Below are 19,613 nucleotides of genomic sequence, written 5' to 3'. Positions count from 1 at the left end.
CCAGCTGCCCGAGGTGAAGGCAATGTCGAGGTACGCAGTCAGGTTGCCGGCGACGTAGAGCAGCAGTGTCGCTGGCAGCGTGAGCGCGATGCCGAAGCGCGTCGAGAGCGCGACGCCGATCGCGACGAGCGTCCCGACCTGCAGCCACGCCAAAACCAGCTGCGGCCAGAGTCCGGCCAAGTGCATCGAGCGCAGATCGCCCAGCTGCGTGATCTGCGTTGTCAGGATCGGATCGGGCGGAAGGTTGAAATCGCCGGGAATGCGACGCCACGTCAGCACGGCCATCACGATGCCGAGTGTGAGCACCGCGAGCCCGACGGCGGCGAAGAGGCCGAGGAACTTGCCGACGAGTGCCTCGCCCCGGCCGACGGGCTTGCTCATCAACGTGAGCATCGTCCGGTCTTCGATCTCGTCGTGGACGGTCCGGCCTGCCGCGATGACGCCGATGATGAGTGCAATCGCGATGACCACGTCCAGCCCGACGGCCTTGTACATGACCACGTCCTCACCGAGCGTGAAGAAGGGCAGCAGCCCGTAGAGCCCCAGCACCGCTGAACCGGCGACGAGGAGCAATGGAAACAGCGGCTGCGTCACCGCCTCGCGGAACGTGTGGGTCGCGATGACACGCAGGACGGTCATGGACAAGCAGTGTCACGGCCTCAGGCCGCGTCGAGCGCTTCCTTGATCTTGTTGAGGTCCGCGCCCTGGATCGTCTGAACGGCCTCGCCGTCCTTGAACATGATGAGTGTCGGAATGGCGCTGATGCCGTAGCGCTGGGCGAGCGACTGATTGGAGTCGACGTCGACCTTGCCGATCTTGACGGTCTCGGCGTACTCCTTGGCGAAGTTGTCGATGTGCGGGCCGATCATCTTGCACGGCGGGCACCACTCGGCCCAGAAGTCGAGCAGGACGGGCTTGTCGCTCTTGATGACTTCGTCGTCGAAGTTCGCTTCGGTGATTTCAGCTGCGTGCTCTGCCATGGTGTTCTCTTCGGAAGGAATGGTTGGAAGGCGACGTTAAGGACGCGATCACGCGTCGGACAACCCGCAGATACTTTTACGGCTATCTAAACTTCTCGGTTCGAGGCGTCCAGCGTGTCGAAAATGGGGCCAGGGCTCTGCAAGGATGCAGGCCGTTTGCCGATGTCGTTTCCTGACGCTGCTCCTCGACTGCCGCTCCCTTCATGCCTGATGACGCCGAAGCCTTACCGCTGGCTGACGTGTGGCGTCGGCACGAGGCAGAGCTGCGGGCGTTCGCAGCCAGGCGTCTTGGCGACCAGGACGCGGCCGAAGAAGCGGTGGCGGACGTGTTTGCGGCGGCTTGTGACCCCGCGCTCGTCACGCCGACGCATTGGCGAGGGTGGCTTTTCACGGCCCTTCGACGACGGATCGTCGATCGTCTGCGGCACGCCAACGTCGCAGATCGGGCCGAAGAAGAGGTCGCCAAGCTCGTTCGGGAGCCGACAGGCGTCTTCAAGGACGGATTTTTCGTCGCTCGCCCCAAGGCCTGGACGGGGCAACCCGAGGCTTCGGCGAAAGCTGCCGAGTTCTGGGCCGACTTCGACGCCGCCGTCGACCGTTTGCCGATGAAGATGCGGCAGGCGTTTACCCTTCGAGAGCTGGACGAGGTCCCTACCGACGAGGTTTGCCGGCTGTTGAGTGTCACGAGCGGCAACCTCTGGACGCTGATTCACCGAGCCCGACTGCGTCTGAAAGAGGATCTGGCACACCACTTCGAAGCCTGAATCGTGAAGACCGCTCTTCGTCACATCCTCCTGGTCCTGACCTGCCGCTGCGAGCAGGCGGAGTTGATCCGCCTCAAGGCCGGCTATGGCGAAGCGCATTGGATGGAGCGGTTGGCGGAGCGGCTGCATCGGCTCATCTGCAAGCCGTGCCAGAAGTCGGTGACGCAGTCGAAGCGGATGGACGGCGTCGTCGAGGCCTATCGGGAGCGGCATCGTGGGTGCAGCTGTTCCGATCCGGACTGCGGGCAATAAACCGGCGATCTCGGATTGAGATGACGTTCGGAGGCACGAGGTAGCTGCGAGCCTGCGGCTCGCAGTCTCTTGCGCAAATTGCGAAGAAAAATGGGAGTCGTGAGAAAGGCGACAGGCGGTTCCTCGATTCCGGGGAGAACGAGCGGTCACGTGCACCGCCAAGCCCACTTCCTCTCCTCCCGAAAGAGAAACATGCGCGCCATTCTCCCCGCCGCGGCTGCCGCGGTCGCACTGTCGTCGTACGCACACGCCCAGACGCTTCCCGTCGAAGTCACCGTCGAAAACCTCGCACCGGCCAACGACATCTCATTCGCGCCGCTGCGGATCGTCTTCGGCAACGGCACCTTCGACGCCTTCAACATCGACGAAACCGCCGGTGCGGGCATCGTCAGCGTCGCCGAGGGCGGCGTGGGTGACGTCTGGTTCGACGAGGCCGCCACCGCCGAGCCGGCTTCGACCCGTGGCACCGTCGTCCCATCGACCGGCCCTGGACCGCTCTTCCCAGGTGCGACCGGCAGCAACGTTTTCACGGTCGATACCGACCTGAACCAGTTCTTCACGTTCGCCAACATGGTCATTCCGAGCAACGACCTGTTCCTCGGCAACGACAATCCGACCGCGTTCCAGCTCTTCGACGACGACGGCAACCTGCTCATCACCGAGATCACGCAGACCGCCTCGCAGATCTGGGACGCCAACAGCGAAGTCGCCGACCCCGCAGCCGCGGCATTCCTCGTCGGCGGGAACAACGACCTCCGCACGCCCGAAAACGGCACGGTGGCGTTCGACTTCAGCGAGCTTTCGGTCTTCGACGGCCTCCCAACCCCGGCCTACACGTTCGACACGAACCTGGCTGGCGACACGCCGATCTTCCGCATCAGCTTCGCCGTCGTCCCCGAGCCCACCTCCGCCGCCGCCCTCGGCCTCGCCGGCCTGACCATGCTGCGTCGGCGTCGCTAGGCAGCTTCTGTCGCGGCCGAAGGCAACTGCGGTTGCTTTCCACGCTGCCTGCACCATTCGAGGTAGTCGTCGACAGACGCGCGAAAGCTCTCTTTCAGCTCGTCGACGCTGCGACCCTCGTAGTGGATCACATCCGAAAGGCCCTGCACGGTGCCCGCGAAGCAGTCGTCTTCCTCATCGAAGACGGCTGTTCCCTCGTACCCCTTGTAGTGAAGTCGTCCCACCTCGATCTGAGAGACGTCGGTGCTGCGGGCTGCTCTGCTCATGGCGTCACTCCGGCGTTGATCAAGAACGACCTGACGGAGCGTATCACAGCTCGCGACGCCTCGGGTTGCGGATGCGGGCGGTGAAAGACGGCATCGATGCCGTTGAGCGACACACGGACGCGAGAGCCCGCACCTTCTTCAAGGGTTGCTCCGAGGCTTCGAAGCAGCGATTCCACGTCGCGCCAGGCAACATTGGCCCGCGTGGGCACTGCGAAAATCGCTCGGAGCGTCGCTTGCCGTCGACCCACGCGAGACGCTATGGCCACTTCACAAGCTGGCGACGAGGCGGATGTCGCGGTAGAATCGGCGTCCCGCCTTGTCGGCCGTTCGGTCCGACGTCATCCCGTAGACCGTCCCATGGCCAAGTCTCAGAAGCGCCTCGGTGAAATCCTCGTCGACTTCGGCGTCATCAACGTCAAAGAAGTCGAAAAAGGCCTCGCGCATGCCAAGAAGAAGCGGCTGCGCATCGGCGAGGGCCTCATCGACCTCAAGCTCTGCACGGACGCCAACGTCTACAAGGCGTTGGCCGCCCAGCAGGGCATGGAGTACGTCGACCTCGACAAGCAGTCGATCCCGCCCGGGGCCGTCAACGCCGTGCCGGACGACCTCATGCAGAAGCATCTGGTCCTGCCGCTGGGCAGCGAGAACGGCAAGCTGCGCCTGGCCGTCCACGACCCGCTGGACATGGAGTTGCAGGACGTCCTGAAGTTCCGTCTGGGCAAGGACATCCGGCCCGTGCTCGCCCCACGCGATCGCATCAAGGCCGTCATCGATGAGCTCTTCAGCAAATCGGCCGCCAACACCATCGACCAGACGATGGACCGCACGGTCGACCGTCTGCGCGAGTCGCTGGACCAATCCGTCGACCGCAGCCTCGACAAGTCGGTCGACCGCTCCGTCGACAAGTCGGTCGACCTCGCCGGCGTTGGCGAGGACATCGAGAACGACCCGACGCAGGCGCCGGTCATCAAGCTGGTGCAGGCACTCATCGCCGAGGCCGTGCGTGGCAGGGCGAGCGACATCCACATCGAGCCGTTCAAGGACCGCGTCCGCGTCCGATACCGCATCGACGGCGAGTGTGTGATCCGCGACGACATCCCGCTCCGGATGAAGGGCCCGCTGATCAGCCGCATCAAGATCATGGCCGGCATCGACATCGCCGAGAAGCGCCTCCCCCAGGACGGCCGCATCAAGATGACGATCGACGGCAGCCAGGTCGACTTCCGCGTCTCGTCGCTTCCCGCCTACCACGGCGAGTCGACCGTGCTTCGTATTCTCCGGCCTGACAACGTCCGCATCGGTCTGGAGAACATGGGCTTCGAGGAAGACGACTACGCGACCTTCCAGAAAATCATCAAGCGGCCCAATGGCATCTTCCTCGTCACGGGCCCGACCGGCTCGGGTAAGACGACCACGCTCTACGGTGCGCTCAACGTCCTCAACCGGCCCGACCGCAAGATCATCACGGCCGAGGACCCGGTCGAATACAACTTCCCCGGCATCAACCAGTGTCAGGTCCGCGACGGCATCGGCCTGTCGTTCGCCAAGATTCTGCGGGCGATGCTGCGTCAGGCACCGAACGTCATTCTGGTCGGTGAGATTCGCGACCTGGAGGTGGCCGAGGTCGCGATTCAGGCGGCGCTGACGGGTCACCTGGTTTTCAGCACGCTGCACACCAACGACGCCCCGGCCGCGATCACGCGTCTGATCGACATGGGCGTCAAGCCGTTCCTCGTTGCCTCGTCCATCCAGGCGGTCATGGCCCAGCGGCTGATTCGCAAGCTGTGCGACAAGTGCAAGCAGCCCGACAACGACCCGGACAAGAAGTGGCTGCGTCTGGCAGGATTCAAGCCCGAAGACCTCGAGGGCGTTCAGCTCTACAAGCCGCGCGGCTGCGAGCACTGCGCCAACACCGGTTTCCGCGGCCGGATGGCCATATTCGAGCTGATGCAGATGAACAATGAGCTGCGGACGCTCGCTTTCGAGCGGAGCCCGACCAACAAGCTGCGTCAGGCTGCTATCCGCGGCGGCATGAAGAGCCTCCTCGCCGACGGGCGGATCAAGGTCGTCAAGGGCCTCACCACCGCCGCCGAGATCGTCAAGGTCGCCCAGATCGAAGGCGTTGCCGCGGTGGCGGAAGACGAAGAGGACGATTCGTACGACTCCGAGACTTCCGAGCTGGAGATGGCAGAGGCGTGATGCCTGCGGAGCCGCAGGCTCGCAGATTCCCGATGTTGAGGGGTTTCACTCATTCGCTGACGACGCAAACCGATGGCCACCATTCAGATTGACAAACTGCTCGAGACCGTCGTCAAACGGAAGGCGGCCGACTTGCACCTGGCCGTCGGCAAGCCGCCGACGCTGCGCATGAGTGGTCGGCTCCGCGAGTTGCAGACCAAAGTGCTTGAAGGCGAGGACACCGCCTCGCTGATGAAGGCCATCACGCCCGAACGCATTCAGCAGGAGTTCGAAGAGACCGGCTCGGGTGACTTCGGCTTCGCCTTCGGCACCGAGGCTCGCTTTCGCGTGGCCATCTTCAAACAGAAGGGCATGACCAGCCTCGTGCTGCGTCGGATTCCAAACCAGATCCTCACGTTCGAACAGATCGGCCTGCCGGACATGGCCAGGCAGATCTGTCGGCGTCCTCGCGGCATCTTCCTCGTCACCGGGCCGACGGGCTCGGGCAAGACGACGACGCTGGCGACGATGATCGACTACATCAATACGGAGTTCGAACGGCACATCATCACGATGGAAGACCCCATCGAGTACTACCACCCGCACAAGAAGTCGATCGTCGTGCAGCGTGAGATCGGCGTGGACGTGCCGAGCTTCTCCGAGTCGCTCCGCCGAGCCCTGCGTCAGGACCCGGACGTCATGCTCGTCGGCGAGATGCGTGACCTCGCAACCATCGGCTCCGCCATCACCGCCGCGGAAACCGGCCACCTTGTCTTCGGAACGCTGCACACGTCGGGTGCGGCCTCGACGATCAACCGCATCATCGACGCGTTCCCGACGGACCAGCAGGAGCAGGTTCGCGTCCAGCTCGCCAACAACCTGATCGCCGTGCTGAGTCAGGCGCTCATGCCGCGCATCGACGTCGATGGCGGCATGCTGGCGGCGTACGAGTTCATGTACGTCACGCCCGCCATCCAGAACCTGATCCGTGAGAACAAGTCGTTCCGAATCGACTCGGAAATCCAGACCGGTGCCCGCTACGGCATGCAGCTCTTGGACGACAACCTCTGGAACAACTTCATGGACGGCAAGATCGGCGCTGAAGAAGCGATCGATAAGAGCAAAAACCCGGGCTACATGATGGACCGCATCAACAAGCTCGGCGTCGAGGTGGAGGACGCCGACGACGCGCTCCTCGCCGAGGCCGAAGATCAAGCCGGCTCAGACGACGGCAGCAAGTCCGCCGACGCCAAAGCCGCCGAGGTGGCCCAGCGTCGCCAACGGATGAAGGGCGGGTAAGGGAGCCAGATCCCGCGTGGCACGATTTTCAGATCGTGTCTGACGATCGAACGCTTTTTCCACGACCTGAAGGTCGTGCCACGATTAAGAAGAGAGTCCCATGGCCACCGAAGCACCGACCGAAGCCAAGCCGATTCCGCCCGTCGACCAGCTCAAGGGTCGGCCGTTGGGTCGCGTGCTCAACAAGATGGGTCGCGTCTCGCGCGAGCAGGTGATCGACGCGCTCAAGTTCCAAAAGAGCAAGGGCGGACCGCTCGGCCAGATCATGGTCGACCTGAGCCACATCACGCCCGGCGACCTCAACATCGCGCTCGCCGCACAGCAGGGCTATGAGCTCGTCGACCTTGATGGCGTGGAGATCTCCGACGAGGCCATCGAGGCCGTGCCTTCGCAGACGGCCCAGACGCACCAGGTCCTTCCGATCGCCTACGACAAGGCCAAGAAGAAGCTCGTCGTCGCGATGGCGAGCCACGACAACTTCCAGGCGCTCGACGACCTCAAGACGCTCTTCGGCTTCAACGTCTCGGCCAAGATCGGCGACAAGGACAAGATTGCGGCGCTCATCAAAAAGCACTACGCCCAGCAGGCCGAGAGCTTCGCGTCGCTCATGGGCGACTTCGATCAGGATTCGTCGCTCAAGGGTCTGAAGAAGGGTGGCGACCAGTCGATCGACTTGGACGACCTCAAAGGCGCCGCCGACAGCAACCCCGTCAAGAAGCTCATCAACCTCGTCCTGCTCCAGGCGATCAAGGACAAGGCGTCGGACATTCACTTCGAGCCGTTTGAGGACGAGTTCAAAATTCGCTATCGCATCGACGGCGTCCTCTACGAGATGATGCCGCCGCCGAGCCACATCGCCCCGGCGATCAGCAGTCGCGTGAAGGTCATGGCGAACCTTGACATCGCCGAACGCCGCGTCCCGCAGGACGGCCGCATTGAGCTGACGGTCAACAACCAGCCGGTCGACCTGCGTGTGAGCGTGCTGCCGACGATGTTCGGCGAGAGCGTCGTCATGCGTGTGCTCGACCGTTCCAACGTCAGCCTCGACCTCGACAAGGTCGGCCTGGCGGGCGACGACCTGTCGACCGTCCGCACGCTCATCAACAAGCCCAACGGCATCGTCATCGTCACCGGCCCGACCGGCAGCGGCAAGACGACCACGCTCTACAGCGCGCTCCGCGAGCTCAACGAGCCGACCGAAAAGCTCATCACCGCCGAGGACCCGGTCGAGTACGACATCGACGGCATCGTCCAGTGTCAGATCAAGCCCGACATCGAGCTGACCTTCGGCCGAATCCTCCGGGCCATGCTGCGTCAGGACCCGGACGTCATCCTTGTGGGTGAGATTCGCGACAAGGAGACGGCCGAGATCGCGGTGCAGGCGTCGCTGACGGGTCACTTGGTTTTCAGCACGCTTCACACGAACGACGCGCCGTCGTCGATCGCCCGCATGCTCGACCTCGGCCTGGAGCCGTTCCTCATCACCGCAACGCTCGAAGGCGTGATTGCCCAGCGCCTGGTCCGCAAGGTTTGCCGGGATTGCAAGACCGCCTACACACCGCCGCTCGAACAGCTCATGGAGCTGGAGCTGACCGAGAAGGACGCGGAAGGCCACACCTTCTACTACGGCAAGGGCTGCGACACCTGCAACAACACCGGCTACAAGGGCCGAATGGGCATCTTCGAGATCATGGTGCTCGACGATGACATGCGCGACATGGTCGTCGCCCACGCCAGCACCCAGCAACTCCGCAACGCCGCCCGCTCCCGCGGCATGCGCTCCCTCCGCGAATCCGGCCTCGCCGCGATCTTCGAGGGCGAAACGAGCATCGAAGAAGTCGTCCGCGAGACAATCGTCGAGGAGTAGGACTTCCATGCTTCGTTCCCGCTTTGCAGCCGCGCTAGCAATTCTCGTGGCCGGCGCGTTGTCATCTGTCGTTTTGGCAGATTCGGCGGGGCCTCCCCGTTCGCATTCAGCTCTGTCGGAGAACGGCCGATATGAGGTGTCGTTCGAGCCGACACCTGGAACCTGGGGAGAAGGGACCGGCGTCGTTCGAGAAGTCGCCGGCGATGAGCTTTATCGATTGGACTGGTACGCCTGGGGCGCGGCCATCTCGGATGACGGGCGCACGATCGTCCGCTTCGGGCCATGGGCGAGCGACTCACGAAATCTGAGTGACCTCGCCATCGCCCTCTATCGAGATGGCCGGCTGACGCGGGAGTATCGCGTTCGAGACCTTCTTCATCACCCGAACCGAATCTCACGGACGGCAAGCCACTACACCTGGCGACCGAGCAGGCAGACCGTTCCAAACGGATTCACTGCAGAAGGCCGGTTCCGCCTGACCGTTGCAGACGGGACTCGTTACTTGTTTGACACGATGAGCGGTGCACCGGATCGGATTGAGTTCGATGCGGATGTCAAGACTGCCGACGATTTGATGGCGGAAGATAGCAAACTCCGGCTGAAGCGGGGCATCAGTGTTCTCAACGATCTTGCGGCAGAAACCGACATCTTCAAGTACTTCACCATCACGACAAGGGGTGCTGGCTGGAGCGTCTACGGCGTTGACGAGCCCGGGCCCCATTGGAGTGGGATGCTTCGGCCGATTAATCACCCTTCCAACGATTTCGACATTAGTCTTTCGCTGGTCCTGAATGCAGACCGGCCGATCGAGAGATTCGGAAACGGAACAGCACGGCTCGCTGAGGTCATTGAAGCGGCTCGCCACTGCCCGTACCTGATTTGGCTTCACACGACTGACACCGACATCAAAGGCTTGCGATTCCGTGTGGCGGGATCGTCGCTTGTCTGGTCGCGCGAGAAACTCGAGGAGCAGTGGATTGCGTCGGGACGCGATCCTGGCGGGCTTGATGATAATCGCTGGGTGGAGGGCCTCATCGATTACAAGCAGCGAGAACGCCGGGCACGCCGCTTCTGGCTCGACGTCCGCACAGGGCAAGTGATTCACGGGGTTCGATAACGTCTCGCTTCGGCTCAGGTTAAGTAACGGTGACATCGCGACGATGGACTGGACGTGGGCCGCTCGGCGTGCCCGAAATGAACCTCGTCCAGAACGATCGCCATGCTTCGCCTTCGACCTCTCGTGCGTCCGCTGACCATCACCGTTGCCGTCCTCGGCCTCGGAGGGTGCAGCGCGACCTATGACAAGAACTTCTTCGACTACGACCGCGAGCAGAGCCGCACGCGGAAGGTGTTCGAGATGCAATACGCCCAAGCCGCCACGGAAGAGGCTTCGCTGCGGGCAACGCACTTCGCGGACGCCGATGACGGCTCGGGGCCGCGGCTGTCGTCGCTGGGTCGTGAGCGACTGGATTACATTGCCCACAGCCGCAAGCCCGGCGAAGTGACGGTGGTCTACGTCGACACCGACGCGGATCCGATGACCGACGTCCCGCTGATGATCGCCGCCGCCGAGGACTACGTCGGCAGCCTTCGTCTCCCGGCCGGTGCGATCAAGGTGGTTGCCGGCCCGACGACCGCTTCCTCGCCGGCCAAGCCGATCATGGCCGACCGCGATCGCATGGAAGGCCCATCGTCGGAGAGCCTCGGTTCGCCCGGCACGGCTGGGCTGAGCGGCATCTTCGGCGCTTCGAAGTGAGCTTGCTCTTACAAGCAACGACATCTTCCGGAGGGAGATGTCCGCGGCGGCCGTCCGACCACTGGGCGGTCGTCGTGTCGTCGGACAAGCGCGACGGACGTGATCAGTACTTCGCGACGGAGTGGACAGGCGTTTCGCCAAGCTGGGCCCGACCGCCCAGGGCTTCGAGTTCGATCAGCACCGCCGCAGCAACGACATCGCCGCCGAGGTCTTTGACGAGTTCGATGCACGCCGCCATCGTTCCGCCGGTGGCGAGGACGTCGTCGCAGATGAGCACTTTCTGCCCGGGCTTCACGTCGCCCGCGTGCATTTCCAGCGTGTTGGTGCCGTACTCGAGTGCGTAATCGCGGCTCCGCTTTTCCCGCGGCAGTTTGCCGGGCTTGCGGACCAGTCCGAAGCCTGCCGACAGGCAGCACGCGACGGCCGTCCCGAAGATGAACCCGCGGCTCTCGGCCCCGATGACCAGGTCGATGCCCTGGCCGCGGAACGGGTTGGCCATCAGCTCAATAGACAACGCCAGCCCCGCCGGATCGGCCAGCAGCGGCGTGATGTCGCGGAACAGGATGCCCGGCTCCGGAAAGTCGGGCACGTCCTGGATGAGGCTCTTCAGCTGCGCAACCGGGTCCTTCATGCGGCCGTGACGGTAGCCGGCTTCTCGCCGCAGGTGCGCTGTCGAAACCGCGTCCGAAAACCCGCGACTTCGATTCACCCTCGACCTGAGACCGACTTTCGGCGCATGCTTCCGCTAGCGCATGGCCGATTCCGTCTCGTCCCGAACCGCAAAACAGCATGTGGGCGTCGTCGTTCCGGTTCGGAACGGCGAGCGGTATCTCGACGAAACCCTGACCGCCGTCGAAGCTCAGACGCACGCTCATTGGCGTGGCGTCATCGTGGTCAACGCGTCGACCGATCGAACACTCGACATTGCACGTGAGCACGCACAGGCCGACGGGCGATGGCAGGTCGTCGAAGCGGCTGAGCCGGGCGTCAGCCGAGCCCGAAACCTCGGTCGAAATGTACTTTGCGACGGCGGCATTCCGTCGGCCTTCTGGTGGCTCGACGCGGACGACGTGCCAGACGCCGACCTGCTCGAACAACTGCTCGCCGAGCTGAAGAAGCAGCCGCAGGCCTCGGCCGTCCACGCAGTCGTTCATTTTCAAGATGCCGACGGCAAAGCGGTCGAGACGACGCCGGCACTCCAGACACGGCTCGATCGCCACGTCGCGGATTGCGGCGAACTGCGCCGCCTCTCGTCGAGCGAACCGACGACGCGCCTTGCCATCGCGACCTGGCCCTGTGTGATCACGCCGGGCGTGGTGCTGGCCCGTGCGACAGCGGTGCTGCGTACGGGCGACTGGAATACGGACCTCTCGATCGGCGAGGACTCGGAGTACTGGTTCCGCCTCATGGCCTGCGGGCCGATGGCGTTCCTCGATCGGCCGCTTCTGGCTTATCGGCTGCACGAGGATTCGGCAGGCGTGTCGGCCAAACGTCGCTCCGGTCGCCGCAAGGCCGTTCGAGCGCTGGTCGCGGCAACGAAAGACCAGGCCGAGCAACGCGACGTCGTTCGAGCCTACCAGCTGTCGCAGTGGCACCTGGCAGCACAGCGAGCCCGGGAGGCGACGTCTCTTCTGCGGAAGGGTCGACTCCGCGATGGGGCAAAGCGTCTCGCCGGGGCCGCCGCCAACGCAACGCTTTCCAAGGCGCCGGTCACGTAGATCGTCCATCCGGCGCAAAGTCGGTGCTCTGGCGGGTCGATGCAGCAAACGAGGGTGGCCCGACGCGGACGTGTCGGCCGCTTTTGCCAGTCGCCACTTCGGGCGTCGGCGACCTCCTTGCCCGCACCGCCATGCCCAGCACCGGCTCCGTTCAGACTGCGATCCAGCTCTACCTGCGTCAGATCAACGACTCGCCGCTGTTGACGGCCGACGAGGAGAAGATGCTGGCCCGCCGGATCATTCACCAGCAGGACATGGCCGCCCGTGAACGGATGGTGCGTTCGAACCTGCGGCTGGTCGTCAACATCGCCAAGCACTACCAGGGCCGGGGCATGAGCCTCATGGACCTGATCGAAGAGGGCAACATCGGCCTGCTGAAGGCGGTCGAGGGCTTCGACCCCGAGAACGGCGCACGCTTCAGCACGTACGCGTCGTGGTGGATCAAGCAGGCCATCAAGCGGTCGCTCATCAACGGCGTCCAGCCGATCCACATCCCGGCGTACATGGTCGAGCTGATGACCCGCTTCCGTCGGCTGCACAAGACCCTGACCGACGACATCGGCCGCCCGCCGAACGACGATCAACTGCGCGACGCACTCGAAGTCACCGACAAGAAGTATGGCATCATCAAGCAGGCCCTCAAGGCCTACGCGTCGCCCACGCAATTCGTCGGAGCCAGCGGCAAGGACGGCGACGAGATTCAGATCGCAGACGTCGTCACGGACGATCGCGAGCTGACACCCGACGACGAGGCAATGAACTTCGATGACCTCGAGCGGATGCACGAGCTCCTTGCCGACATCGACGACCGTGCCGCGACCATCCTGCGGCTTCGCTTCGGCCTGGGTGGCGGCGAGCCGATGACGCTCAAGGAGATCGGCAAGGAGGTGGGCCTGACGCGTGAAAGGGTGCGACAAATCGAACACGAAAGCGTCGCCAAGCTGCGTCAGTCGATGACCGGCAGCACCGCAGCCGTCGCGGCGTGACGGCTGCTTGAATTGGCAGGGCGGTTGCGGGCATGATGTCGCGCATGCATCGATTCCTGACGCTCGGACTGCTCGCTTCGTTCCTCCTCGTCCTGGCAGGCTGCGACGCCGACAAGCCGGTCAATGTCGCCAACCTCACCGGTGCCTGGCAGGGCCGATTCGCTGACACGGCGGTCACTTTCAGCCTTTACGGAGATGGCACGTTCAAGAAGGAGACGAATCGCGACGAAGCCAACGAAGCCGGGACGCAAATGTACTTCGGCTCGGGCTTCGTCCGCACCGGCGAGATCGGCATGTGGCGACTGCTCGAGGACGAGATCGTCTTCTACAACGACGAGGGCACGACCGGCGGTCTCCTCGTCGCCAAGATCACCAGCTCGCAGGTCGTCCTCAAAACTGTCAACGAAGACCAGGTCCTCTTCTTCAGCTCCGTCCCGCTGGTTGGCACGACCAGTGGCTTCAAGAGCATGAAGGATCTCGAAGCCGACCTTGAGGAAGAGATGGAACTGGAGATGGACGACGGAGAGACGGACGAAGACGACACCGACGCCGACGCTGCCCCGACGACCCAGCCGGCGGAGTGAGCGTCAGGCTTCTGCCAGTGCAGCATGCCTGAGATAATCGGCAATGCCGCGAAATCCGGCCTGCTTCGCCGCGCGTTCGATGCGCAGTTTCTCGAATGTCGACACGCGGACGTTGATTTGCTGATCCCGCTTTTCGCTCATCGGCTCGGGAATCTTCTCGCCGCTTGCGAGGTCGACGGCGATCGAGCCGATCAGTCCTTCACGGGCCATCTTGTACGCGGCTGCCGGTGTCTTGCCGTGACCGAGCAGATACGGATACTCTACGCCGCGGCCATAGAACAGGCCGTCGTCGTGGCGTTCCAGCAGGATCGCATAGCGATCGGCTGCCTCCGCCGCTTGCCTCTCGTGTTCTGCCGACACCTCAGGCGTCGTCACGGGCAAGGAGCTTCTTGATTTCACGGACGTAGGCATGTTTCACCTGACCCTTGTGGACCGGCACCGGGTAGGGACGGCGCCCCGGCTTGGCGAAGATATGGTGGGAACCGCGGACATGCCGCAGGCTCCAACCGGCATCTCCAAACAGCTTTCGCACGACGGCAAAGCGGACATTGCTTGGCATAGCAGGCTCGCTACTGGACTCGGATTCATCGCGTCGATTCCTATGACGAGGATGAGGAACGTCCTCATCTGAGCATCCATGCCTCACTGCGACCACGTGTCACGCCGCGGCCTAATGCATGTATAGCTCCTGCTATACCGCTTTGTCAACGCATCTTCTCAAACATCAAGCAGCAGCCTTGCCGGGTCTTCCAGCAGCTGTTTGAGGCGTACCAGGAAGCTCACGGACTCTTTCCCGTCGACAATGCGGTGGTCGTAGCTGAGAGCGACGTACATCATCGGGCGAATCTTGACCTCGCCGTCGACGGCCATCGGGCGTTGCTGGATGGTGTGCATGCCCAGGATGCCCGACTGCGGGGCGTTGATGATCGGCGTGCTCAGCAGGCTGCCGAAGACGCCGCCGTTGGTGATCGTGAAGGTCCCGCCGGACATCTCCGCCAGGCCGATCTTGCCGTCGCGGGCGGCCAGAGCGACGCGCTTGATTTCCTTCTCGACGGTCGCGAACGACATGGCCTGCACGTCCTTGATGACGGGCACGACCAGGCCGCGCTCGGTGCTGACAGCGACGCCGAGGTTGACGTAGTCGTGGTAGACGATGTCGTCGCCATCGATGCGGGCGTTGACCCGCTCGAACTCTGCCAAAGCGACGGCGGCGGCCTTGCTGAAGAACGACATGAAGCCAAGGCCCACGCCGTGCTTGTCGCCAAACGGCTCCTTGTATTTCTTGCGAAGGGCCATGACCTCGGTCAGGTCGACCTCGTTGAAGGTCGTCAGGATGGCCGCGTTCTGCTGGGCGGCGAGGAGGTTGCGGGCGATGCTGCGGCGGATCTTGCTCATCGCCACACGCCGCGTCGTTTGACCACCGGCCCCGACGCTCGACACGCCCGCCGGGGCTGGGGTGGCAGCGGTGGCAGCGGCGGGTTTGGGTGCTTCTTTCGCAGCAGGCGGCGGTGTGGCCGGCTTGGCAGACTTCTGCTGATCGACGAACGTCAGCACGTCTTCCTTGGTCAGGCGACCGTTCGGACCCGTCGCCGTGATGGCCGAGACGTCGAGGTCGCCGTCGTTGACGATGCGGCGAACGGCCGGCGAGAGATCGGCTAGCTTGTCGTCGCTCGTGCCCGAGGACGACGCAGCCTCCGCGGGTTGCTCGGCGCCAGCCTTCGACTCGGCCGGAGCGGCGGTGCCCTCGGTCTTGTCGGTGTCGATCCTGGCGACGACTTCGCCGATCGCCAGCGTGTCGCCGACCGCTGCGACGTGGGCCGTGATGACGCCGGCGAACGGTGCGGGCATGTCGACGTTGGCCTTATAGGTCTCAACTTCGGCCAGCGCCTCGTCGGCTTCGACGAACTCGCCGACACCTTTGTGCCAGTTCAGGATGGTCACTTCCGCGACACTTTCGGCAACTTCGGGGACGACGACGTCTTGTTCGGGCATCGGACCAGGAGCATACCGCTGCCGATGGTCGCTTGCCGAATGCGACTGTCGGGCCGATCATCCGGGCGATGCCTCGACGTTCCGCTCTCGTTCTCGCTGCCTGCGTTTGTGTCGCCTCGCTCGTTGGTTGTACCGGTCCGACCGACCCGCACCGTCCGCTCGACGCGGAGTCACCGGCCGTCGTGGAGGAGCTGTCGGTCGATGCGACGTCGACCGCGTTCGTGCTCGGCGATCGGATGATGCACGCGTTCGACGGCTTCACAGGCGATCCCGCGACGATGTCGTCCATCCAGGAGCAGTTGGCTCTGGTCGACGTCGTCCTCATCGGCGAGCTCCACGACGACCGGGCGGCCAAGCTCATCCAGCGTCGTCTCACGGCAGCGGCGCTTCCGGGGCCCGAGGCCGGCGGGGCGTTGTCGCTGGAGATGCTCGAGCGTGGCCGGGCGGAGGACGACTCCCTTCGCGCCTGGCCCGACCAGGGCGAGGGCTACCGCCGCACGATTCGGCTCGTCCGACGCCTCGGCCTGCCCGTGGTCCCGGCCAATGCACCTCGCGAAGCCGCTGCCAAGGCGCGCGTCGAAGGGCTCGATGCCCTCGAAGACAGCCGCGACTACGAAGTTCCGACCGAAGACGATCGTGCGTTGCTCGTCGGCTACCGCGAGCGTTTCGGCGAAGTCATGCGGGAACTCAAGGGACGGGCGAACGCCTCGGCCGCGACGACCCGGCCGGGCTTTGAAATCGACGACTTTTTCGACGCCCAGCTCGTCTGGGACGTGACGATGGCCGACTCGATCCGCACTGCACGCCGACAGCACGGCCGACCCGTGGTCCACCTTTCCGGTGCCTTCCACACCGACTTCGACGGCGGCCTGACGGTGCTGCTCGAAGAGCGCGACAACCTCCGGGTGATGACCGTCAGCCTGCTCCCGCTCGACGTCCAGCGTCTCCGACCCGACGACGTCGGCCGGGCAGACCTGGTCATCTACACCGGCAGCGAACGGCTGCCCGCACCCGAAATCACGACTCGCCCTGCAAGGCGACTGCCGACGACCCTTCCGGCGACGCAGCCGACCACAATGCCCGCGACGATGCCGACCACGATGCCCGCAACGCGTCCGGTCACACGCTCGTCGCAGCTTTAGGTTCGACTCACCCGGCCGACTTCTCGGCGGTCATCGTGCTCGCTTCGCGGACGGTGACCCACTGGCCGTCGCGGCGTTCGAGGACGGACAAGGCGTGACCCGACATGCGGCTGGTGGTGCCGTTGGCTTTTTCCGTGATGTCGAGCCGGTGGCGAGACGTCACCCATGCCATGTCGCCCGAGATGTGCATGTCTTCGATCTTGCTGTCGAGGTCGAAGTCGTGGCCCGGCGCTTCGGTGCCACAGGCGGCGAGGATGAAGGGCTCCTTGCCCATCGACCCGACGCCAGGAAGGAAGAACACGGCATCGTCCGCGACCAGCGTGTTGGCCAGCTCCGGCTTGCCTTCGACGGTGGATTCGATCCAGGAATCAAACCACTGCTGGATTTCCGCTTCGTCGTTCATGGAGTTGCTCGCACTGGTTGGGGGCGTCGTGGCACAGCCGCATGCGGCGAGGGCCAGGGCTGCCCCAACGAGGATCGTTGTTCGTCGAATCATCACGGCCGGCGAGCGTAACGCACGGGCAAGAATCTTCAACGCTGCCGAGCAGAGCCATGGCCGCGTTCACTTCGCCTCGCCGAGATTCGCGGCGGAGCCCGTGTCGACCTTGAGAGGCACTTCGAGTTCCATCGCACTCTCCATACTCTCGACGGCGAGCTGTTTGACCTTCTCGACGTCGGCCTCGGCGGCTTCGAAGACGAGTTCGTCGTGCACCTGCAGGAGCAGCGTCGCATCCAGGTTCGAAGCCTGCAGGCGGCGGTCGACTTCGAGCATGGCGAGCTTGATCAGGTCGGCTGCGCTGCCCTGGATGACGCTGTTGATCGCGGTCCGTTCGGCGTACTGGCGCATGCTGGCGATCCGGCTTTCGATCTCCGGAATCGGCCGGCGTCGGCCCTTGATCGTCTCGACGTAGCCCTGGCTCTTGGCGTCGATGATGCACTGATCGAAGAAGTCGAAGACGCGGGGGTAGGTCGCTTTGTAGTTGTCGATCAGTTCCTTGGCGGAGCGTTGGTTGAGCCCTTCGACGCGGCGTGCCAGGCCGAAGGCGGAGACCCCGTAGATGATGGCAAAGTTGATCGTCTTGGCGTACCGGCGCTGCTCGTCGGTGACGTCGTCCAGCGGCGTGTCGTAGACGTCGCTGGCGACGGCGCGGTGGATGTCCTGGCCGTCGCGGAAGGCTTCGAGAAGTCCCGGTTCCTGGCAGAAATGGGCGAGGAAGCGGAGTTCGATCTGCGAGTAGTCGGCAGTGACGAGCTGCCGGCCTTCGGGGGCGACGAAGGCGAGCCGAATGCGTCGGCCTTCGTCGGTGCGGACGGGAATGTTCTGCAGGTTCGGGTCGCTCGACGAGAGCCTTCCCGTGCTGGCACCGGTCTGGTTGAAGCTTGTGTGGATGCGACCGGTCGACGCGTTGATCTCCTTTGCGAGGTTTTCCAGATACGTCTCGCGTAGCTTGACGAGGCCGCGATACTCGAGGATCAGGCCGGGGAGCGGGTGATCGCTTGCGAGCTGTTCGAGCGTGGCGGCGTCGGTCGAGTAGCCGGTCTTGGTCTTGCGAACCGGCTTGAGCCCGAGCTTGTCGAAGAGCACTTCTTGCAGCTGCTTTGGCGAGTCGGGGTTCATCTCCCCGCCGGCTTGTTCGGCGATGTCGTCGCGGAGCTGCTCGATCCGCTTCAGCAGCACCGCCGACTGCTCGGCGAGCACCTTTGGATCGACACGAATGCCCGCCTCTTCCATGCCGGCGAGCACGTTCGACAGCGGCAGCTCCAGGTCGTCGTGCAACGCCTGGAGCGTCGGAAACTTCGCCAGCTTCTCGCTCAGCACTTCGTAGAGCCGCCACGTCACGTCCGCGTCCTCCGAGGCGTAGCGGGCGACATCCGCCACAGGCACCTCGGCCAGCGAAATCTGCTTCTTTCCCGTGCCGATGAGCGTTTTGATCGGGATCGTCTGGTGGCCGAGCAGGTCGATGGAGAGACCGTCCATCTTGTACGTGGTCCGTCCGGCGTCAATGAGGAACGCCATCAGCATCGTGTCCGCGACGGCCCCGCGCAGCTTGATGCCGGCACGACTCATGACCATCTGGTCGTACTTCAGGTGGTGCCCGATCTTCCCGACCTTCGGGTCTTCGAGTGCTGCACGCACCGCGCCGATGGCCACGTCACGATCGAGCACGGTCGCCCCCATCGGCCCCTTGATTGGCAGGTAGTAGCCGCTGCGGCCTTCCCAGCTGAAGCTCATCCCGATCAGCTCGCTCGACATCGCTCCCAGGCCATCCGTCTCGGTGTCGAAGGCAAAACTGCTCTGCTTCGCCAGCTCCTTCGCAAAGTCGGCCAGCTTGTCCGGCGTGTCGACGCACTGGTAATCGAAGCCGTCTCCGGCTTCGGCCGTCTCGTGCTGATCGAACAATCCGCCGGTCAACGGGGCGTACTTCGCCGACGGCTTGTCGGGCACGTCGGCATCAGCTTTGAGCGAGCCGTTCCCACCAAGCCGACCGAGCAGGCTGCGGAAGCCGAGCTCGTCGAGATGGTCGCGAAGGGCTGGCGTGTCGAGGCCAGTGAAGTCGCACGCGGCCGGGTCGAACGCGCCCAGGTCGACGTCGTCCTTCAGCGTGACCAGCTGCTTGCTGACAGCGACCTTCTCAAGGCCATGATTTCGCACGTTCTCGCTCTGCTTGGGCGTGAGCTTGTCCGCATTCTCGACGACGGCCTCGGCGGAGCCGAACTTGTTGATCAGCTTGGCCGCCGTCTTCTCGCCGATGCCGGGAATGCCCGGCACGTTGTCGACGTTGTCGCCCATGAGGGCCTGCACGTCGACCGCCTGCTCAGGCTTGTAGCCGACTTTGGCGACCAGCGCGTCGGCGTCGAAGTCCTCGTT

General features: G+C 64.0%; 22 protein-coding genes. 12 read left to right on the top strand and 10 right to left on the bottom strand.

Features of this window, described 5'->3' with window-relative positions; translation table 11 throughout:
• Positions 1 to 639: ABC transporter permease (locus AAGI46_07260; GenBank protein ID MEM1012004.1), on the bottom strand; the 639-nt coding region annotated here is incomplete at its 3' end.
• A gap of 20 nt (positions 640 to 659) precedes the next feature.
• Positions 660 to 980, bottom strand: coding sequence for a thioredoxin (gene trxA / locus AAGI46_07255; GenBank protein MEM1012003.1), 321 nt, complete (start codon positions 978 to 980; stop codon positions 660 to 662).
• A gap of 203 nt (positions 981 to 1,183) precedes the next feature.
• Here trxA and AAGI46_07250 point away from each other — a divergent pair, with 203 nt between their 5' ends.
• From AAGI46_07250 to AAGI46_07240, 3 genes are all read left to right on the top strand, one after another.
• Positions 1,184 to 1,744 (top strand): sigma-70 family RNA polymerase sigma factor, encoded by a 561-nt coding sequence (locus tag AAGI46_07250; protein MEM1012002.1) that lies wholly within the window; start codon positions 1,184 to 1,186, stop codon positions 1,742 to 1,744.
• Between the two features lie 3 nt (positions 1,745 to 1,747).
• Complete coding sequence (locus AAGI46_07245) at positions 1,748 to 1,996, top strand: hypothetical protein (protein MEM1012001.1); 249 nt, start codon at positions 1,748 to 1,750, stop codon at positions 1,994 to 1,996.
• 192 nt (positions 1,997 to 2,188) lie between these two features.
• Entirely contained in the window at positions 2,189 to 2,956 is a 768-nt protein-coding gene (locus AAGI46_07240; protein ID MEM1012000.1) for a spondin domain-containing protein, read from the top strand.
• On the opposite strand, the gene AAGI46_07235 is transcribed toward AAGI46_07240, so the two are convergent.
• On the bottom strand, positions 2,953 to 3,222 hold the full coding sequence (locus AAGI46_07235) for a type II toxin-antitoxin system HicB family antitoxin (GenBank protein MEM1011999.1): 270 nt from the start codon (positions 3,220 to 3,222) through the stop codon (positions 2,953 to 2,955). The two genes, AAGI46_07240 and AAGI46_07235, sit on opposite strands and share 4 nt — an antisense overlap.
• Entirely contained in the window at positions 3,219 to 3,398 is a 180-nt protein-coding gene (locus AAGI46_07230) for a type II toxin-antitoxin system HicA family toxin (GenBank protein MEM1011998.1), read from the bottom strand. Before AAGI46_07230 ends, AAGI46_07235 begins: the two co-directional genes overlap by 4 nt.
• Before the next feature lie 181 nt (positions 3,399 to 3,579).
• On the opposite strand from AAGI46_07230, the gene AAGI46_07225 reads away from it, so the two are divergent.
• The 5 genes from AAGI46_07225 (at position 3,580) to AAGI46_07205 (ending at position 10,322) form a co-directional block, all read left to right on the top strand.
• Positions 3,580 to 5,421: an ATPase, T2SS/T4P/T4SS family gene (locus AAGI46_07225; GenBank protein MEM1011997.1), complete on the top strand. Its 1,842-nt coding sequence runs from the start codon at positions 3,580 to 3,582 to the stop codon at positions 5,419 to 5,421.
• A gap of 72 nt (positions 5,422 to 5,493) precedes the next feature.
• On the top strand, positions 5,494 to 6,699 hold the full coding sequence (locus AAGI46_07220; GenBank protein MEM1011996.1) for a PilT/PilU family type 4a pilus ATPase: 1,206 nt from the start codon (positions 5,494 to 5,496) through the stop codon (positions 6,697 to 6,699).
• 100 nt (positions 6,700 to 6,799) lie between these two features.
• Complete coding sequence (locus AAGI46_07215; protein MEM1011995.1) at positions 6,800 to 8,566, top strand: ATPase, T2SS/T4P/T4SS family; 1,767 nt, start codon at positions 6,800 to 6,802, stop codon at positions 8,564 to 8,566.
• Between the two features lie 7 nt (positions 8,567 to 8,573).
• A complete protein-coding gene (locus AAGI46_07210; protein ID MEM1011994.1) occupies positions 8,574 to 9,683 on the top strand; it encodes a hypothetical protein in 1,110 nt (369 codons plus the stop codon).
• Positions 9,684 to 9,785: 102 nt separating this feature from the next.
• Positions 9,786 to 10,322 carry a hypothetical protein gene (locus AAGI46_07205; protein MEM1011993.1) on the top strand — a complete coding sequence of 179 codons (537 nt, stop codon included), beginning with the start codon at positions 9,786 to 9,788 and terminating at the stop codon, positions 10,320 to 10,322.
• Positions 10,323 to 10,425: 103 nt separating this feature from the next.
• Here the strand turns inward: AAGI46_07205 and AAGI46_07200 are convergent, their stop codons facing one another.
• Complete coding sequence (locus AAGI46_07200) at positions 10,426 to 10,953, bottom strand: adenine phosphoribosyltransferase (GenBank protein ID MEM1011992.1); 528 nt, start codon at positions 10,951 to 10,953, stop codon at positions 10,426 to 10,428.
• A gap of 121 nt (positions 10,954 to 11,074) precedes the next feature.
• Here AAGI46_07200 and AAGI46_07195 point away from each other — a divergent pair, with 121 nt between their 5' ends.
• From AAGI46_07195 to AAGI46_07185, 3 genes are read left to right on the top strand one after another with little or no spacing between them, the layout of a single operon-like run.
• A complete protein-coding gene (locus AAGI46_07195; GenBank protein MEM1011991.1) occupies positions 11,075 to 12,040 on the top strand; it encodes a glycosyltransferase in 966 nt (321 codons plus the stop codon).
• A gap of 23 nt (positions 12,041 to 12,063) precedes the next feature.
• Entirely contained in the window at positions 12,064 to 13,026 is a 963-nt protein-coding gene (locus AAGI46_07190) for a sigma-70 family RNA polymerase sigma factor (GenBank protein MEM1011990.1), read from the top strand.
• 44 nt (positions 13,027 to 13,070) lie between these two features.
• Positions 13,071 to 13,610, top strand: coding sequence for a hypothetical protein (locus tag AAGI46_07185; GenBank protein ID MEM1011989.1), 540 nt, complete (start codon positions 13,071 to 13,073; stop codon positions 13,608 to 13,610).
• Positions 13,611 to 13,613: 3 nt separating this feature from the next.
• On the opposite strand, the gene AAGI46_07180 is transcribed toward AAGI46_07185, so the two are convergent.
• The 3 genes from AAGI46_07180 to odhB form a co-directional block, all read right to left on the bottom strand.
• Entirely contained in the window at positions 13,614 to 13,985 is a 372-nt protein-coding gene (locus AAGI46_07180) for a type II toxin-antitoxin system HicB family antitoxin (GenBank protein ID MEM1011988.1), read from the bottom strand.
• A complete protein-coding gene (locus AAGI46_07175) occupies positions 13,972 to 14,169 on the bottom strand; it encodes a type II toxin-antitoxin system HicA family toxin (protein ID MEM1011987.1) in 198 nt (65 codons plus the stop codon). The genes AAGI46_07180 and AAGI46_07175 overlap by 14 nt, the downstream gene beginning before the upstream one ends.
• A gap of 158 nt (positions 14,170 to 14,327) precedes the next feature.
• Positions 14,328 to 15,602: a 2-oxoglutarate dehydrogenase complex dihydrolipoyllysine-residue succinyltransferase gene (gene odhB, locus AAGI46_07170; GenBank protein ID MEM1011986.1), complete on the bottom strand. Its 1,275-nt coding sequence runs from the start codon at positions 15,600 to 15,602 to the stop codon at positions 14,328 to 14,330.
• A 68-nt stretch (positions 15,603 to 15,670) separates the two neighbouring features.
• Here odhB and AAGI46_07165 point away from each other — a divergent pair, with 68 nt between their 5' ends.
• Positions 15,671 to 16,744 (top strand): ChaN family lipoprotein, encoded by a 1,074-nt coding sequence (locus AAGI46_07165; protein MEM1011985.1) that lies wholly within the window; start codon positions 15,671 to 15,673, stop codon positions 16,742 to 16,744.
• A 7-nt stretch (positions 16,745 to 16,751) separates the two neighbouring features.
• Here AAGI46_07165 and AAGI46_07160 read toward each other — a convergent pair whose 3' ends face one another.
• Together AAGI46_07160 and polA are read right to left on the bottom strand one after the other, a co-directional pair.
• Positions 16,752 to 17,240, bottom strand: a complete 489-nt coding sequence (locus AAGI46_07160) for a nuclear transport factor 2 family protein (GenBank protein MEM1011984.1) — start codon at positions 17,238 to 17,240, stop codon at positions 16,752 to 16,754.
• Positions 17,241 to 17,306: 66 nt separating this feature from the next.
• Positions 17,307 to 19,613 (bottom strand): DNA polymerase I (gene polA / locus AAGI46_07155; protein ID MEM1011983.1); only part of this gene is annotated, 2,307 nt, incomplete at its 5' end.

The sequence above is a fragment of the Planctomycetota bacterium genome (assembly GCA_038746835.1).
Classification (GTDB): Bacteria; Planctomycetota; Phycisphaerae; order Tepidisphaerales; family Tepidisphaeraceae; genus JBCDKH01.
This window is presented reverse-complemented; position numbering and strand designations above follow the sequence as displayed.

Coding starts and splice junctions, on each gene's coding strand:
- AAGI46_07205 (MEM1011993.1), top strand. CDS start 9,786: ATGCTTCGCCTTCGACCTCTCGTGCGTCCGCTGACCATCACCGTTGCC.
- AAGI46_07165 (MEM1011985.1), top strand. CDS start 15,671: ATGCCTCGACGTTCCGCTCTCGTTCTCGCTGCCTGCGTTTGTGTCGCC.
- AAGI46_07200 (MEM1011992.1), bottom strand. CDS start 10,953: ATGAAGGACCCGGTTGCGCAGCTGAAGAGCCTCATCCAGGACGTGCCC.
- AAGI46_07160 (MEM1011984.1), bottom strand. CDS start 17,240: ATGATTCGACGAACAACGATCCTCGTTGGGGCAGCCCTGGCCCTCGCC.
- AAGI46_07210 (MEM1011994.1), top strand. CDS start 8,574: ATGCTTCGTTCCCGCTTTGCAGCCGCGCTAGCAATTCTCGTGGCCGGC.
- AAGI46_07225 (MEM1011997.1), top strand. CDS start 3,580: ATGGCCAAGTCTCAGAAGCGCCTCGGTGAAATCCTCGTCGACTTCGGC.
- AAGI46_07175 (MEM1011987.1), bottom strand. CDS start 14,169: ATGCCAAGCAATGTCCGCTTTGCCGTCGTGCGAAAGCTGTTTGGAGAT.
- AAGI46_07220 (MEM1011996.1), top strand. CDS start 5,494: ATGGCCACCATTCAGATTGACAAACTGCTCGAGACCGTCGTCAAACGG.
- AAGI46_07235 (MEM1011999.1), bottom strand. CDS start 3,222: ATGAGCAGAGCAGCCCGCAGCACCGACGTCTCTCAGATCGAGGTGGGA.
- AAGI46_07195 (MEM1011991.1), top strand. CDS start 11,075: ATGGCCGATTCCGTCTCGTCCCGAACCGCAAAACAGCATGTGGGCGTC.
- AAGI46_07185 (MEM1011989.1), top strand. CDS start 13,071: ATGCATCGATTCCTGACGCTCGGACTGCTCGCTTCGTTCCTCCTCGTC.
- AAGI46_07240 (MEM1012000.1), top strand. CDS start 2,189: ATGCGCGCCATTCTCCCCGCCGCGGCTGCCGCGGTCGCACTGTCGTCG.
- AAGI46_07215 (MEM1011995.1), top strand. CDS start 6,800: ATGGCCACCGAAGCACCGACCGAAGCCAAGCCGATTCCGCCCGTCGAC.
- odhB (MEM1011986.1), bottom strand. CDS start 15,602: ATGCCCGAACAAGACGTCGTCGTCCCCGAAGTTGCCGAAAGTGTCGCG.
- AAGI46_07250 (MEM1012002.1), top strand. CDS start 1,184: ATGCCTGATGACGCCGAAGCCTTACCGCTGGCTGACGTGTGGCGTCGG.
- trxA (MEM1012003.1), bottom strand. CDS start 980: ATGGCAGAGCACGCAGCTGAAATCACCGAAGCGAACTTCGACGACGAA.